The organism is Mycobacterium sp. E183 (genome assembly GCF_001667735.1).
GTDB lineage: Bacteria > Actinomycetota > Actinomycetes > Mycobacteriales > Mycobacteriaceae > Mycobacterium.
The window spans coordinates 1-15,305 of record NZ_LZJN01000191.1; the positions used below are offsets into that span (position 1 = coordinate 1).

13 protein-coding genes and 2 pseudogenes are annotated in these 15,305 nt (G+C 69.2%); 11 read left to right on the forward strand and 4 right to left on the reverse strand.

Going from position 1 to position 15,305, the window contains the following annotated elements:
- Positions 1–185 (reverse strand): annotated as a pseudogene (locus A5691_RS28840) (resuscitation-promoting factor RpfE); the annotation flags it as partial.
- On the opposite strand from A5691_RS28840, the pseudogene A5691_RS29225 reads away from it, so the two are divergent.
- The 11 genes and pseudogenes from A5691_RS29225 (at position 185) to proB (ending at position 13,611) form a co-directional block, all read left to right on the forward strand.
- A pseudogene (locus A5691_RS29225) lies at positions 185–677 on the forward strand (transglycosylase family protein). The pseudogenes A5691_RS28840 and A5691_RS29225 overlap by 1 nt on opposite strands.
- Before the next feature lie 73 nt (positions 678–750).
- Positions 751–2,007 carry a trans-acting enoyl reductase family protein gene (locus A5691_RS22870; protein WP_068019124.1) on the forward strand — a complete coding sequence of 419 codons (1,257 nt, stop codon included), beginning with the start codon at positions 751–753 and terminating at the stop codon, positions 2,005–2,007.
- A 65-nt stretch (positions 2,008–2,072) separates the two neighbouring features.
- Positions 2,073–4,730 (forward strand): valine--tRNA ligase, encoded by a 2,658-nt coding sequence (locus tag A5691_RS22875; protein ID WP_068019120.1) that lies wholly within the window; start codon positions 2,073–2,075, stop codon positions 4,728–4,730.
- On the forward strand, positions 4,727–6,184 hold the full coding sequence (locus tag A5691_RS22880) for a folylpolyglutamate synthase/dihydrofolate synthase family protein (RefSeq protein ID WP_067752455.1): 1,458 nt from the start codon (positions 4,727–4,729) through the stop codon (positions 6,182–6,184). The genes A5691_RS22875 and A5691_RS22880 overlap by 4 nt, the downstream gene beginning before the upstream one ends.
- A complete protein-coding gene (locus tag A5691_RS22885) occupies positions 6,181–6,531 on the forward strand; it encodes a DUF4233 domain-containing protein (protein ID WP_067888110.1) in 351 nt (116 codons plus the stop codon). The genes A5691_RS22880 and A5691_RS22885 overlap by 4 nt, the downstream gene beginning before the upstream one ends.
- Before the next feature lie 57 nt (positions 6,532–6,588).
- Positions 6,589–7,011 carry a nucleoside-diphosphate kinase gene (ndk, locus tag A5691_RS22890; RefSeq protein WP_067752461.1) on the forward strand — a complete coding sequence of 141 codons (423 nt, stop codon included), beginning with the start codon at positions 6,589–6,591 and terminating at the stop codon, positions 7,009–7,011.
- Positions 7,012–7,327: 316 nt separating this feature from the next.
- Positions 7,328–10,138, forward strand: a complete 2,811-nt coding sequence (locus A5691_RS22895) for an Rne/Rng family ribonuclease (protein ID WP_068019116.1) — start codon at positions 7,328–7,330, stop codon at positions 10,136–10,138.
- 201 nt (positions 10,139–10,339) lie between these two features.
- Positions 10,340–10,651 (forward strand): 50S ribosomal protein L21, encoded by a 312-nt coding sequence (gene rplU / locus A5691_RS22900; RefSeq protein ID WP_007169506.1) that lies wholly within the window; start codon positions 10,340–10,342, stop codon positions 10,649–10,651.
- A gap of 15 nt (positions 10,652–10,666) precedes the next feature.
- Positions 10,667–10,921: a 50S ribosomal protein L27 gene (gene rpmA / locus A5691_RS22905; RefSeq protein ID WP_067752467.1), complete on the forward strand. Its 255-nt coding sequence runs from the start codon at positions 10,667–10,669 to the stop codon at positions 10,919–10,921.
- Positions 10,922–11,020: 99 nt separating this feature from the next.
- Positions 11,021–12,463: a GTPase ObgE gene (gene obgE / locus A5691_RS22910; protein WP_068019112.1), complete on the forward strand. Its 1,443-nt coding sequence runs from the start codon at positions 11,021–11,023 to the stop codon at positions 12,461–12,463.
- Between the two features lie 44 nt (positions 12,464–12,507).
- Complete coding sequence (proB, locus tag A5691_RS22915) at positions 12,508–13,611, forward strand: glutamate 5-kinase (protein ID WP_067752550.1); 1,104 nt, start codon at positions 12,508–12,510, stop codon at positions 13,609–13,611.
- 5 nt (positions 13,612–13,616) lie between these two features.
- Here proB and A5691_RS22920 read toward each other — a convergent pair whose 3' ends face one another.
- The 3 genes from A5691_RS22920 to A5691_RS22930 form a co-directional block, all read right to left on the reverse strand.
- Complete coding sequence (locus A5691_RS22920) at positions 13,617–14,036, reverse strand: DUF5313 domain-containing protein (RefSeq protein WP_067752474.1); 420 nt, start codon at positions 14,034–14,036, stop codon at positions 13,617–13,619.
- Positions 14,037–14,058: 22 nt separating this feature from the next.
- Entirely contained in the window at positions 14,059–14,550 is a 492-nt protein-coding gene (locus A5691_RS22925; protein WP_067783124.1) for a MarR family winged helix-turn-helix transcriptional regulator, read from the reverse strand.
- 61 nt (positions 14,551–14,611) lie between these two features.
- Positions 14,612–15,262 (reverse strand): TetR/AcrR family transcriptional regulator, encoded by a 651-nt coding sequence (locus A5691_RS22930; RefSeq protein ID WP_067752479.1) that lies wholly within the window; start codon positions 15,260–15,262, stop codon positions 14,612–14,614.
- Between the last annotated feature and the right edge of the window lie 43 nt (positions 15,263–15,305).

The window sequence follows — 15,305 nt, forward strand, 5'->3', positions numbered from 1 at the left end:
CCCAGGTCGTCATCACCACGGTCGGCCCCTACACCCGCTACGGGCTTCCGGGTCGGTGCGGGCGCCGCGGCGGGCGCCATGTTGGGGTCGAAGCCCGTCGGCTCCGCGGTGGCGGTCGCCGAAGGGATGGTCACGAGGGTGCCCGTGACCGCGGCAAGAACGAGCGTCTTACGGACGTTCTTCAATATCTTTCCTTTCGCGGGGCGCGCGCGCCAAAGCAAGCCCACGGGGGTGGGCTGACGGTTTTTGGTTGGTGCGGAAACCTGCTTCGGAACGTGCCGGCTTGTCCTGGCACGACAGCGGTGGGCTCGATTCGCCCGGCGGAGTGTTACCGCCGGCCACGGACGCGACTTCGCCGTCCGCGGCCCCGCGCACCCGCGGGCTTCGACCCGAACCTGCCGCCGCCTCCCGGCCCGGAAGCCCCGCCGCCTCCGCCGGTGCGGGCGTACAGCGTGAACTGGGACGCCATCGCGCAGTGTGAGTCGGGTGGCAACTGGGGAATCAGCACCGGCAACGGCTTCTCCGGCGGCCTGCAGTTCACGCCGAGCACCTGGCGCGCCAACGGCGGGTCGGGCTCTCCCGCCGGCGCGAGCCGCGAGGAGCAGATCCGGGTGGCCGAGAACGTGCTGCACTCGCAGGGCATCGGCGCCTGGCCGGTCTGCGGACGCCGCGGCTGACCATCGCACTAATAAGTAATGCCGGGCCTTGGGCCCGGCATTACTTATCTGCGGGTCCGGTAGCGTCGGGCGCGTGACCGCAACGCCGCGCGAATTCGACATCGTGTTGTACGGGGCGACCGGCTTCGTCGGGAAGTTGACCGCCGAATACCTGGCACGGTCGGGTCCGGGCACGCGGGTGGCGCTGGCCGGCAGGTCAACCGAGCGGCTGCGGGCCGTCCGCGGCACGCTGGGCGAGTCCGCCCAGTCCTGGCCGCTGATCGCCGCCGACGCCTCGTCGCCGTCGACGCTGAACGAGATGGCGGCCCGCACCCAGGTCGTCATCACCACGGTCGGCCCCTACACCCGCTACGGGCTTCCGCTGGTGGCTGCGTGCGCCGCGGCGGGCACCGATTACGCCGACCTGACCGGCGAACCGCCGTTCATCCGCAACAGCATCGACTCCTACCACAAGCAGGCCGCCGACACCGGCGCCCGCATCGTGCACGCGTGCGGATTCGATTCCGTTCCGTCGGATCTCACGGTGTATGCGCTGTATCTCGCGGCGCGCGACGACGGCGCGGGCGAGCTTGCCGAGACCGATTTCGTCGTGCGTTCGCTGTCCGGCGGACTGTCCGGCGGCACCATCGCCTCGCTCCTGGAAGTTCTCGACGCCGCCTCCGGGGATCCCGACATCCGGCGCCAGCTGGCCGACCCCTACACGCTGAGCGGCGATCGCGCCGCCGAACCGGAGTTGGGCCGCCAGCCCGATCTGCCCTGGCGTCGTGGCCGCGAGATCGCGCCCGAACTGGCCGGCGTGTGGACCGGCGGATTCATGATGGCGCCGGCCAACACGCGAATCGTCAGGCGCAGCAACGCGTTACTGGACTGGGCCTACGGCCGGCGGTTCCGTTACACCGAGAGCATGAGCTTGGGATCATCGCCCCTGGCGCCGGTGGGATCCGCCGTCTTGAGCGGCGTGGGCAACGCGAGCATGGAGTTGGGCAGCCGCTATTTCAAGTTGCTGCCGCGCCGGCTGGTGGAGCGCGTCATCCCGAAGCCCGGCACCGGGCCCAGCGCGGCGGTCCGCGAGCGCGGCTACTACCGCGTCGAGACCTACACCACCACAACCACCGGCGCGCGATACGTGGCGCGCATGGAGCAGCGCGGAGACCCCGGCTACAAGGCGACCTCCGTGCTGCTGGGGGAGTGCGGCCTTGCACTCGCGTTCGACCGTGACAAGCTCACCGACCTGCGCGGCGTCCTCACTCCCGCGGCCGCCATGGGCGACGCGCTGCTGGCCAGGTTCCCCGCCGCCGGTGTGACACTGCACGTCGACCGACTGCCATAGTGAGCTGCCTCACCGGCGATTCAGGCACTTACATCGGGGTGAACGGCGCTCCCTAGAATTGACGGGTGACCGCCAGCCGCAGCCCCGCCACCGACCTGCCGAAGTCGTGGGATCCCGCTGCGGCCGAAGGCGCTATCTACCAGAAGTGGCTCGATGCGGGCTACTTCGAGGCCGACCCGACCAGTGCCAAACCCGGGTACTCCATTGTGCTGCCGCCGCCGAACGTCACCGGCAGCCTGCACATGGGTCACGCGCTGGAACACACCATGATGGACGCCCTCACGCGCCGCAAGCGCATGCAGGGATATGAGGTGTTGTGGCAGCCGGGCATGGACCACGCGGGCATCGCTACCCAGAGTGTGGTCGAAAAGCAGCTCGCGGTCGACGGCAAGACCAAGGAGGACTTCGGCCGGGAGCTGTTCGTCGAGAAGGTGTGGGACTGGAAGCGCGAGTCCGGGGGCGCCATCGGCGGCCAGATGCGCCGGCTCGGCGACGGGGTGGCGTGGAGCCGCGACCGGTTCACCATGGACGAGGGCCTGTCACGGGCGGTGCGCACCATCTTCAAGCGGCTCTACGACGCGGGGCTGATCTATCAGGCCGAGCGGCTGGTGAACTGGTCCCCGGTGCTCGAGACGGCGATCTCCGACCTCGAGGTCAACTACCTTGACGTCGAAGGCGAGCTGGTGTCGTTCCGCTACGGCTCGCTCGACGACTCGCAACCTCACATCGTGGTCGCCACCACGCGGGTCGAGACGATGCTCGGCGACACCGCGATCGCGGTCCACCCCGACGACGCGCGCTACCGCGACCTCGTCGGCACCACGTTGCCGCATCCCTTCCTGGACCGGCAGCTGCTGATCGTGGCCGACGAGCACGTCGACCCGGAATTCGGCACGGGCGCAGTCAAAGTCACGCCGGCGCATGATCCGAATGACTTCGAGATCGGGTTGCGGCACCAACTGCCGATGATCTCGATCATGGACACCAAGGGCCGGATCGCCGACACGGGAACGCAATTCGACGGCATGGACCGCTTCGAGGCCAGGGTCGCGGTGCGCGAGGCGCTGGCCGCCCAGGGCCGCGTCGTCGAGGAGAAGCGCCCCTACCTGCACAGCGTCGGGCACTCCGAGCGCAGCGGCGAGCCGATCGAGCCGCGGCTGTCGCTGCAATGGTGGGTGCGGGTGGAATCGCTGGCCAAGGCCGCCGGTGACGCGGTTCGCAACGGCGACACCGTGATTCACCCCGCCAGCCTGGAGCCGCGCTGGTTCGCGTGGGTCGACGACATGCACGACTGGTGCATCTCGCGGCAGCTGTGGTGGGGCCATCGCATCCCGATCTGGTACGGGCCCAACGGGGAACAGGTGTGTGTGGGGCCCGACGAGACGCCGCCGGAGGGTTGGGAGCAGGACCCCGACGTGCTGGACACCTGGTTCTCGTCGGCGCTATGGCCATTTTCCACACTGGGCTGGCCGGAGAAGACCCCGGAACTGGAAAAGTTCTACCCGACAAGCGTTTTGGTCACCGGATACGACATCTTGTTCTTTTGGGTGGCGCGGATGATGATGTTCGGCACGTTCGTGGGGGGCGACGACGCCATCACCCTGGACGGCCGGCGCGGCCCGCAGGTGCCGTTCACCGACGTGTTCCTGCACGGGCTGATCCGCGACGAATTCGGCCGCAAGATGAGCAAATCCAAGGGCAATGTCATCGACCCGCTGGACTGGGTGGACATGTTCGGGGCGGACGCGCTGAGGTTCACGCTCGCCCGCGGCGCCAGCCCCGGCGGCGACCTGGCCGTCGGCGAGGACGCCGTGCGCGCGTCGCGCAATTTCTGCACCAAGCTTTTCAACGCCACTCGTTACGCGCTGCTGAACGGGGCCCAGCTCGCGCCGCTTCCGGCGCAGAACGAGCTGACCGATGCCGACCGCTGGATCCTGGGACGGCTGGAAGAGGTTCGCGCCGAGGTGGATTCGGCGCTCGACGGTTACGAGTTCAGCCGCGCCTGCGAGGCGCTGTACCACTTCGCGTGGGACGAATTCTGCGACTGGTACGTCGAATTGGCCAAGACGCAGCTGGCCGAGGGGGGCGCGCACACCACCGCCGTCCTCGCCGCCGTCCTGGACACCCTGCTGCGCCTGCTGCACCCCGTGATCCCATTCCTCACCGAGGCGCTGTGGCAGGCGCTGACCGACCAGGAGTCGCTGGTGATCGCCGACTGGCCACAGTCGTCGCGTATCGGGCTGGATCCCGTTGCCGCGCAACGGATCATCGACATGCAGCGGCTGGTCACTGAGGTCCGCCGGTTCCGCAGCGACCAAGGCCTGGCCGACCGGCAGAAAGTGCCGGCGCGGCTGGGCGGGGTGGACGGCGCGGATCTGAGCACCCAGGTGGCCGCGGTGACATCGCTGGCCTGGCTCACCGCGCCGGGCGACGATTTCGAGCCGTCGGTGTCTCTGGAGGTGCGGCTCGGGCCCAACATGGACCACACGGTCGTCGTCGAACTCGACACCTCGGGCACCATCGACGTCGCCGCGGAACGCCGCCGCCTGGAGAAAGATCTCGCCGCGGCGCAGAAGGAATTGGCCTCGACCACCGCCAAATTGGCCAACGAGGACTTCCTGGCCAAGGCCCCGCCGAACGTCGTCGGCAAGATCCGGGACCGCCAACGGGTGGCCCAGGACGAAACCGACCGGATCACCGCGCGGCTGGCCGGGTTGCAGTGAGCGAGCCCTCCGACTGGTCCGAGCCCGGCCGCGAAGATCACGGCGCCACCAGCCTGGCCCCGACCCCCGACGAGATCGCCTCCCTGCTCCAGGTCGAACACCTGCTGGACCAACGCTGGCCGGAGACGAAGATCGAGCCGAGCCTGACCCGGATCAGCGCACTGATGGACCTGCTGGGCTCGCCGCAACTGGCCTATCCCTCGATCCACATCGCCGGCACCAACGGCAAGACCTCGGTCGCGCGCATGGTCGACGCGCTGGTGACCGCGTTGCACCGGCGTACCGGGCGAACCACCAGCCCGCACCTGCAATCGGCGGTGGAGCGCATCGCGATCGACGGGCGCCCGATCACCCCCGCGCAGTACGTCGCGACGTACCGGGAGATCGAGCCCTTCGTGCAGATGATCGACGCGAAGTCGCAAGCCGCGGGCGGACCGGCGATGAGCAAGTTCGAGGTGTTGACCGCGATGGCGTTCGCTGCGTTCGCCGACGCACCCGTCGACGTCGCGGTCATCGAGGTCGGCATGGGCGGGCGGTGGGACGCCACCAACGTCGTCAACGCCCCGGTGGCGGTCATCACCCCGGTCGGCATCGACCACGTCGAGTACCTCGGAAACGACCTCGCCGGTATCGCCGGCGAGAAGGCCGGGATCATCACCAAAGCACCTGACGGCGCGCCGGACACCGTCGCCGTCATCGCGCGCCAGGCCCCCGAGGCGATGGAGGTGCTACTGGCCCAGACGGTGCGCGCCGACGCCGCGGTGGCCCGCGAGGATTCGGAGTTCGCGGTCTTGAGCCGTCAGGTCGCGATCGGCGGCCAGGTGCTGGAACTGCAGGGCCTCGGCGGGGTGTACTCCGACCTGTACCTGCCGCTGCACGGCGAACACCAGGCGCACAACGCGGCGGTGGCGCTCGCGGCGGTGGAGGCCTTCTTCGGCGCCGGCGCTCAGCGGCAGCTCGACGTCGAGGCGGTGCGGGCCGGCTTCGCCGCCGTCACCAGCCCCGGCCGGCTGGAGCGCATGCGCAGCGCGCCCACCGTGTTCATCGACGCCGCGCACAACCCGGCCGGCGCGGCCGCGCTGGCGCAGACCCTGAGCGAGGAATTCGACTTCCGCTACCTGGTCGGTGTGCTCAGCGTGCTGGCCGACAAGGACGTCGACGGCATCCTTGGCGCGCTCGAACCGGTGTTGGACGCCGTCGTCGTCACCCACAACGGGTCCCCGCGGGCGCTGGACGTCGAGTCGCTGGCGCTGGCGGCCGGGGAGCGATTCGGCCCCGAACGGGTGGTTTCGGCCGAGAACCTGCGCGACGCCATCGACGCCGCGACCGCGCTGGTCGACGACGCGACGCTGGACGCCGACGCGGAGGCGTTCTCCGGCACCGGGATCGTCATTACCGGCTCGGTCGTCACCGCCGGGGCGGCGCGGACCCTCTTTGGCCGGGATCCGGAATGACCGATCCCGACCGGCCCGACCCCTGGAAGAGCTTCGGCGCGGTGATGGCCGCGACGCTCCTGCTGGAGGCGATCGTCGTATTGCTGGCGATTCCGGTGGTGGGCGCGGTGGGCGGCGGGCTGACCTCGGTGTCCCTGGGCTACCTGGTCAGCGTGGCCGGCCTGCTCATCGTGCTGGGCGGGCTGCAGCGCAAACCGTGGGCGATCTGGGTGAACCTGGCCGCTCAGCTGCTCCTACTCGTCGGCTTCGCGGTGTACCCGGGCGTGGGCTTCATCGGGGTGCTGTTCACCGGCTTGTGGGCGCTGATCGCGTATTTCCGGGCCGAGGTGCTGCGGCGTCAGCGGTAGGGCCGGGCGCGGTCGCCACCCGAGGAGATCGCCGCCCGGTTCTGTACGCTGTGCGCCGTGACCGAACGGACCCTCGTACTCATCAAGCCCGACGGCGTCGAGCGGCAGTTGATCGGGGAAATCCTCAGCCGGATCGAGCGCAAGGGCCTGACCATCGTCGCGCTGGAGCTTCGGCGCGTCGGCGAGGACCTGGCCGCCGCGCATTACGCCGAGCACGAAGGCAAGCCCTTCTTCGGATCCCTGCTGGAGTTCATCACCTCGGGGCCCGTGGTGGCCGCGATCGTCGAGGGACCGCGGGCGATCGCCGCGTTTCGGCAGCTCGCGGGCGGTACCGACCCGGTGGAGAAGGCCACCCCGGGGACGATCCGGGGCGACTTCGGGCTGGAGACACAGTTCAACCTGGTGCACGGGTCCGATTCCACCGAGTCCGCGAAGCGCGAAATCGCACTCTGGTTTCCCGACGCCGGGGACCCCAGCTAACGCCGCCGCGCGGCCCCGCCCGGGACGCGTTTGCTCAGGGGCGGGTGGGCTCGCCGAGTGATGTGGGATACTGACGGAGGGTGAACGTCGCCGGACCGGTGTCGGACACCCGAATGAAGACTTAGACAAGCGCGATCATCGCGATCCCGCGTTGGTGCGCGGCATGTCAGGCCGTCATTCAGCACGGCGCCGAGTGCGTTCCCCGCGAACCGCTCGGGGCGAGACCATCACAAGTCCGGGAGAAGTCACCCGGGCCCATAGCGAAGCCCTCGCGTGGCCGCGTCGCAGGACGCGCCCGGGGGCTTGAGGAGAATACGTGGTAGACGGTGCACCATCCACAGAGTCATCCGAAGAGCCGACACGGCACGACGAACTGCCGGACCGCCTGAGAGTCCATTCGCTGGCACGGACGCTGGGAACCACCAGTAAGCGGGTGCTGGACGCGCTGAGCGCGCTCGACGGGCGGATCCGCAGCGCGCACTCCACGGTGGACCGCGAGGACGCGGTCCGCGTCCGCGACCTGCTGGCGGCCCAGCCCGATGCCGAGGCGGAAGCCGCCGACGCGGACGCGACCAGCGAAAACGCCGAGGAACCCGAATCCCGGCTGATGCTGGCGGCCCCTGAGAACGCCGCCGAGCGGCCGCATTACATGCCGTTGTTCGTCGCGCCGCAGCCGATGCAGGCCGACGAAGAGGACGGGAACGCCGACGACGACTCGGACTCCGACGATTCCGACGTCGACGACGAAGACGACGAGCAGACCGATCGACCGGCCAACCGGCGGCGGCGGCGTGGCCGTCGCGGTCGTGGCCGAGGCCGCGGTGAGCAGGGCGGTCCCGACGGCCAGGGCGAAGCCGGTGACGACGACGAACCGCAGCAGCGGGTCCAGAAGGCCGGCCGGGGCGACTCCTCCGACGCCGAGGACGACGAGGGCGACGACTCCGACGACTCCGACGACTCCGACACCGGCGACGACGGTTCGCCGGAGGGCGCCAGCCGCCGCCGCCGCAGGCGCCGGCGCCGCAAATCGGGCTCGAGCGACGACGGTGACGAAAACTCGTCGCCGGACGACCCGCCGAACACGGTGGTGCACGAGCGGGCGCCGCGCAACGGCAAGAACGACGGCGGCAACGGCTCGTCCAACGCCGAGATCAAGGGCATCGACGGCTCCACCCGGCTGGAGGCCAAGCGGCAACGGCGCCGGGACGGCCGCGACGCCGGACGGCGCCGCCCACCGGTCCTGACCGAGGCGGAGTTCCTGGCGCGCCGTGAGGCCGTCGAGCGGATCATGGTGGTGCGCGACCGGGTCCGCACCGAGCCGCCGCACCAGGGGGCGCGATACACCCAGATCGCGGTCCTCGAAGACGGCATCGTCGTCGAGCACTTCGTCACGTCGGCCGCGTCCGCCTCGTTGGTGGGCAACATCTACCTGGGGATCGTGCAGAACGTCCTGCCCTCGATGGAGGCCGCGTTCGTCGACATCGGCCGCGGCCGCAACGGCGTGCTCTACGCCGGCGAGGTCAACTGGGAAGCCGCGGGACTGGGCGGGTCGGACCGCAAGATCGAACAGGCGCTCAAACCGGGTGACTACGTCGTGGTCCAGGTCAGCAAGGACCCCGTCGGCCACAAGGGTGCCCGGCTGACCACACAGGTGTCGCTGGCCGGCCGGTATCTGGTCTACGTGCCGGGCGCGTCGTCGACCGGGATCAGCCGCAAACTGCCCGACACCGAACGCCAACGGCTCAAGGAGATCCTGCGCGAGGTGGTGCCGTCGGATGCCGGGGTGATCATCCGCACCGCGTCCGAGGGCGTCAAAGAGGACGACATCCGCAACGACGTCACCCGCCTGCAGGAGCGGTGGAAGCAGATCGAGGCCAAGGCCACCGAGATCACCGAGAAGGCCGCCGGCGCCGCCGTCGCGCTCTACGAAGAGCCGGACGTGTTGGTCAAGGTCATCCGCGACCTGTTCAACGAGGACTTCGCCGGCCTGATCGTCTCCGGTGACGAGGCGTGGACGACCATCACCGACTATGTGAATTCCGTTGCGCCCGATCTGGTTTCGAAGCTGAGCAAGTACGAGCCGCCCAGCGGCCCCGAAGGCCAGGCCGGTCCGGACGTGTTCGCCGTGCACCGTATCGACGAGCAACTCGCCAAGGCGATGGAGCGCAAGGTGTGGCTGCCCTCGGGTGGCACGCTGGTGATCGACCGGACCGAGGCCATGACGGTGGTCGACGTCAACACCGGCAAGTTCACCGGCTCCGGCGGCAACCTCGAGCAGACCGTGACCAAGAACAACCTGGAGGCGGCCGAGGAGATCGTCCGCCAATTGCGGCTGCGCGACATCGGCGGCATCGTGGTCATCGACTTCATCGACATGGTTCTCGAGTCCAACCGCGACCTGGTGTTGCGGCGGCTGACCGAGGCGCTGGCGCGCGACCGCACCCGCCATCAGGTCTCCGAGGTGACGTCGCTGGGCCTGGTCCAGCTGACCCGCAAGCGGCTGGGAACGGGGCTGATCGAGGCCTTCTCGACGTCCTGCACCCACTGCGGCGGCCGCGGGATCCTGCTGCACACCGACCCGGTGGACTCGGCTCCCTCGAACGGGCGCAAGTCCGAATCCGGTGGCCGCCGCGGCAGGCGCTCCAAGAAGAACCGCGCCGAAGAGCCGGTGGTGGCCAAGGTGCCGGCGCACGCCCCCGGCGAACACCCGATGTTCAAGGCGATGGCAGCCGGCGGCTCCACCCAGAACGGCCCCGACGACGAAGAATCCGACGAGTCCGCCGAGGAAGCGGCCAACGAGCCCGACGAGCAGCAGCAACGGGACGTGGCCGACGTCGAGGACACCGATCAGGAGGATTTCGAGGAGTCCGACGAAGACGGTGACGAAGACGCCGACGACGAGTCCGACGATGACCTCGACGAGGACGACGACGATGACCTCGACGACGAGGAAGACCTCGGTGACGATGACGACGACCTGGAAATGGACGACGACGACCTGGACGTCGAGGACGACTCCGATGACTCCGACGACGACGGGTCCGTCGACGCCGGACCGGGGTTCGGACGTCCGCGGCGGCGACGCGCGGCCGGTAGGCCGGCGGGACCGCCGATCCATGCGGACTGACCGGGCCGGTTTGACCCTTTAGCCGCTGGTCAAGTACCCTAGGACAGTTGTCGCCAGGCCGTTCGGACTTTGGCCGGCGACAGCGGGGCTCCCGGGCAGTCGGCGCGGACCCGCAACCCAGACCCACCACGCGCACGCCGGTGGCTCGCGCGCGAAGCGCCGAAGAACCGGCTGAGCAGAGGAAAGAAGGCAGGAGTAACGATGGCGACCTACGCAATCGTCAAGACGGGCGGCAAGCAGTACAAGGTCGCCGTCGGGGACGTGGTCAAGGTCGAGAAGCTCGACTCCGACCCGGGCGCTAACGTCTCGCTGCCCGTCACCCTGGTCGTGGACGGTGCGAAGGTCACCACCGACGCCGCGGCCCTGGCCAAGGTGGCGGTGACCGGCGAGGTGCTCGAGCACACCAAGGGCCCCAAGATCCGTATCCACAAGTTCAGGAACAAGACCGGCTACCACAAGCGTCAGGGACACCGTCAGCAGCTGACGGTCCTGAAGGTCACCGGGATCAAGTAGCGGGAGGCGACAGACATGGCACACAAGAAGGGCGCTTCCAGCTCGCGCAACGGCCGCGATTCCGCTGCTCAGCGGCTGGGCGTGAAGCGGTTCGGCGGCCAGATCGTCAAGGCGGGCGAGATCATCGTTCGCCAGCGTGGCACCAAGTTCCACCCCGGCGTGAACGTCGGGCGTGGCGGCGACGACACGTTGTTCGCCAAGGCGGCCGGCGCCGTCGAGTTCGGCGTCAAGCGCGGACGCAAAACCGTGAGCATCACGCCCCAGGTCTAGGCGCCGCGAGCCGGGGGCACCGCCCCCGTGCGGGGCAACGCTGCGGCGGCTTCACGAGGTGTTTTCGCCCTGGCGTGACATTCGAAGGGCTGGTATTCGATGCCTCGATTTGTCGATCGGGTCGTCATTCACGCGCGCGCGGGTTCCGGCGGTAACGGCTGCGCGTCCGTCCACCGCGAGAAATTCAAGCCGCTGGGCGGTCCCGACGGCGGCAACGGCGGCCGCGGCGGAAGCATCGTCTTCGTCGTCGACCCGCAGGTCCACACCTTGCTGGACTTCCACTTCCATCCGCACGTCACCGCGCCGTCGGGAAAACAGGGGATGGGCAACAACCGCGACGGGGCGGCCGGTGCGGATCTGGAAGTCAAGGTGCCCGACGGCACCGTCGTGCTGGACGAAAACGGCCGCCTGCTAGCGGATCTGGTGGGGGCGGGCACCCGCTTCGAGGCCGCGGCCGGCGGCCGCGGTGGCCTGGGCAACGCGGCGCTCGCGTCACGCGCCCGCAAGGCCCCCGGCTTCGCGCTGCTCGGCGAGGAGGGTGAGACCCGGGACCTGACGCTGGAACTCAAGACCGTCGCCGACGCTGGTCTCATCGGGTTTCCCTCGGCCGGGAAATCGTCCTTGGTGTCGGCGATCTCGGCGGCCAAGCCCAAGATCGCCGACTACCCGTTCACCACGCTGGTGCCCAACCTCGGTGTGGTGTCGGCGGGCGAGCACACGTTCACCGTCGCCGACGTGCCGGGCCTGATTCCCGGCGCGTCGCAGGGCCGCGGCCTGGGCCTGGATTTCCTTCGGCACATCGAGCGCTGCGCCGTTCTGGTGCACGTCGTCGACTGCGCGACCGCGGAGCCCGGCCGCGACCCGATCTCCGACATCGACGCCCTGGAAGCCGAACTCGCCGCGTACAAGCCGACCCTGCAAGGGGATACGACGCTGGGTGACCTCGCCGAGCGGCCGCGGGCGGTGGTGCTCAACAAGATCGACGTGCCCGAGGCGCGCGAGCTCGCCGAGTTCGTCTGCGATGAGATCGCCGAGCGCGGCTGGCCCGTCTTCCTGGTGTCGACGGTCTCCCGGGAAGGCCTGCAGCCGTTGATATTCGGGCTCTGGCGGATCATCTCGGAGTACAACGAGGCCCAGCCGGAGATCGTGCCGCGCCGGCCGGTCATCCGTCCGGTTCCGGTGGACGACAGCGGCTTCTCCGTCGAGCCGGACGGCGAGGGCGGCTTCGTGGTCACCGGTGCCCGGCCCCAGCGCTGGGTCCGGCAGACCAACTTCGACAACGACGAAGCCGTCGGCTATCTGGCCGACCGCCTGGCCCGGCTGGGTGTCGAGGAGGAACTGCTGCGGCTGGGCGCGCAACCCGGGTGCGCCGTGACCATCGGGGACATGACGTTCGACTGGGAGCCGCAAACGCCTGCGGGACAACACGTCGCGATGTCGGGGCGGGGCACCGATGTGCGGCTGGAACGCAGCGAGCGCACGGGCGCCTCGGAGCGCAAGGCGGCCCGGCGGCAGCGTCGCGAGCGCGGTGACGAGTCGTGACCGCCGGTGACGACGCAGAGCGAAGCGATGAGGCGGGGCGCACCGTGACAGCTCAGCGTGAGGCCATCCGGACCGCGCGCAGCCTGGTGGTCAAGGTCGGGACCAACGCGCTGACCACCGAGTCCGGCGTGTTCGACGCCGGCCGGCTGGCCGGGCTGGCCGACGCCATCGAGTCGCGCATGAAGGCGGGCACCGACGTCGTCATCGTCTCGTCGGGCGCCATCGCCGCCGGCATCGAACCGCTCGGATTGGCCCGCCGCCCCAAGGATTTGGCGACCAAACAGGCGGCGGCCAGCGTCGGGCAGGTTGCGCTGGTGAACGCGTGGAGCGCGGCGTTCGCGCGCTATGGCCGCACGGTGGGACAGGTGCTGCTGACCGCTCACGACATCTCGATGCGGGCCCAGCACACCAACGCCCAGCGCACCCTGGACCGGTTGCGCGCCCTGCACGCGGTGGCCATCGTCAACGAGAACGACACGGTGGCCACCAACGAGATCCGGTTCGGCGACAACGATCGGCTGTCGGCGCTGGTGGCCCACCTCGTCGGTGCCGAAGCCCTGGTGCTGCTCTCCGACATCGACGGCCTCTACGACTCCGATCCCCGAAAAATCAAGGGTGCCAGGTTCATCGGGGAAGTCTCCGGGGCGGCGGATTTGTCCGGTGTGGTCGCCGGCCCGGGCAGCGACCTCGGGACCGGAGGAATGGTGTCGAAGATGTCGTCGGCATTGCTGGCCGCCGACGCCGGGGTGCCGGTCCTGCTGGCCGCGGCGTCCGACGCCGCCTCCGCGCTCACCGACGCATCGGTCGGCACGGTCTTCGCCGCACGGCCGGCCCGGATGTCGGCTCGCCGGTTCTGGGTGCGGTATGCCGCCGAGGCGGCCGGCGCGCTGATCCTCGACGACGGCGCGGTGCGCGCGGTGGTGGACCAGCGTCGGTCGCTGTTGGCCGCCGGCATCACCGCCGTGTCGGGCCGGTTCTACGCCGGGGACGTCGTCGAATTGCGCGGCCCGGACACGGCCATGGTGGCCCGGGGTGTGGTGGCCTACGACGCCACCGAACTGGCGACCATGATCGGCCGGTCGACCTCAGAGCTGCCAGGCGAACTCCGCCGGCCCGCGGTGCACGCCGATGACCTCGTGGCCGTATAGGGCGGCTAGCTGAACGGGTTGCTGTTGTCCTGCCAGGCGGCCGATTCGGGCCGCGGCCCGAACCGGCGGGCGTAGTCCTCGTGCATCTTGGCCTGCTTCTTGTTCTTGATCACATCGACCAGGTTCGGGTCGAGACCGTGCTGCGCCAGCCGGTGCCGGCGCCAAACCTTGTTCAGCGCAAGCGAGATCAGCAGGGCCCAGATGTAGAGCGGCGCCGTCATCTCAGAGTGCACATACAGCGACGCGGGCAGCAGCCAGAACGGTGCGAGAACGAACAGCGGCGGGATGGCCCACCGAATCATGTGCCTGCGCACGGCTCCCGGGCCGGCCAGGTCGTTGGCCACCCAGGTACGCATCGAGCTGGGTAGGCATCGACCGTACGAGTAGGTGATGCGTTGCCAGACGTTCGGTTTGGTGTCGGTCATGGTGGCTCCTAGTGCGGACGGGTCAGGACTGTAATGCGCCCGCTGCCAGGGCGGCCGTGTTGATGCGGGTAAGCACTTCGTGCAGGTGCCGAAGTTCGGTGATGTCGACACCCAGGCGCTCGACCACGGCGGGTGGGATCTTGAGCGCACGGCGACGCAAGGCGGCGCCGCTCTCGGTGAGCTTCACCTCGGTGGAGCGCTCGTCGACCGCGCTTCGGGTACGGGTGATCAGGCCGATCGCTTCCAGACGCTTGAGCATCGGCGACAGGGTCGCGGAATCCATCTGCAATGTGGTCGCGATGTCCTTGACCGACAGCGGTTTCCGCCGTGCCCCTGCCGCCTTCTGGTGGTCCCAAAGGGTCAGCATCACCAGGTACTGGGGATGGGTCAGCCCCAACGGCTCCAATAGCGGCCGGTAGACAGCCAAAACGGCCCGGTTGGTCACGCTCAGCGCGAAACAGACCTGCTGTTCGAGGGAAAGCGGGTCGATCTCCGGTGCGGCCAGCGATGCCATAATTGCATGGTAGGCGAATAGTTAGGGTATTAACTATATCGCGTTCGTCACACCCCGCGCATCAGCGATCCGAGGTCGGCTTGAGATACAGCGCACCCCAGACGATTTCGGCCAGCGTGGCGGCCAGTTCGCTGTCGTAATCAGCCGGCGAGGTCGGCAGATTCTGTTGGCACGCCCGCTCGACCATCCAAGTCAGCGCGCTGGCGGTGGTGGCCGCGGGTAACTCGGCCCGGATCGAGCCATCGGCCTGGCCGTCTTCGATGACCCGCGTCATCCGCCCGGTGACGGCGGTCAACAGGTTGCGGTAGGTCGCCGCGACCAGCGGGTCGTAGCCGGCCATCTCGTTGAGGGCGACCAGTACCGGTTGGTGTCGCCGATAGCTGGCGATGATGCCGTCCATCGCGGCGCGGACGTCGCCGGGATCGTGCCGACCCGCCACGCTCCACCAGCGGTCGGCGCTGTCCGCGAGGTCGGCGAACACCTGGTTGGCCAGGCGGCGCAGCAGGTGGCCTTTGTCCTCGAAGTAGATGTAGAAGCTCGCGCGCGAGATACCGGCCGCACTCGACAGCCGGTCCACGCTGAGCTCGGTGAAGCTGGCGCCGTCGCGCATCAGTCGCTCGGTGGCGTCCAGCAACCGGCGCTCGATCTGTTCTCGCCGCTGCTGTCGCTCCTGCTCGCGGTTGGCCTGCGGCTTCCGGGTGACTGATGGCATTCCCCCAGCATAGAGCCATCTTGGACAACTTGACTAGACATGA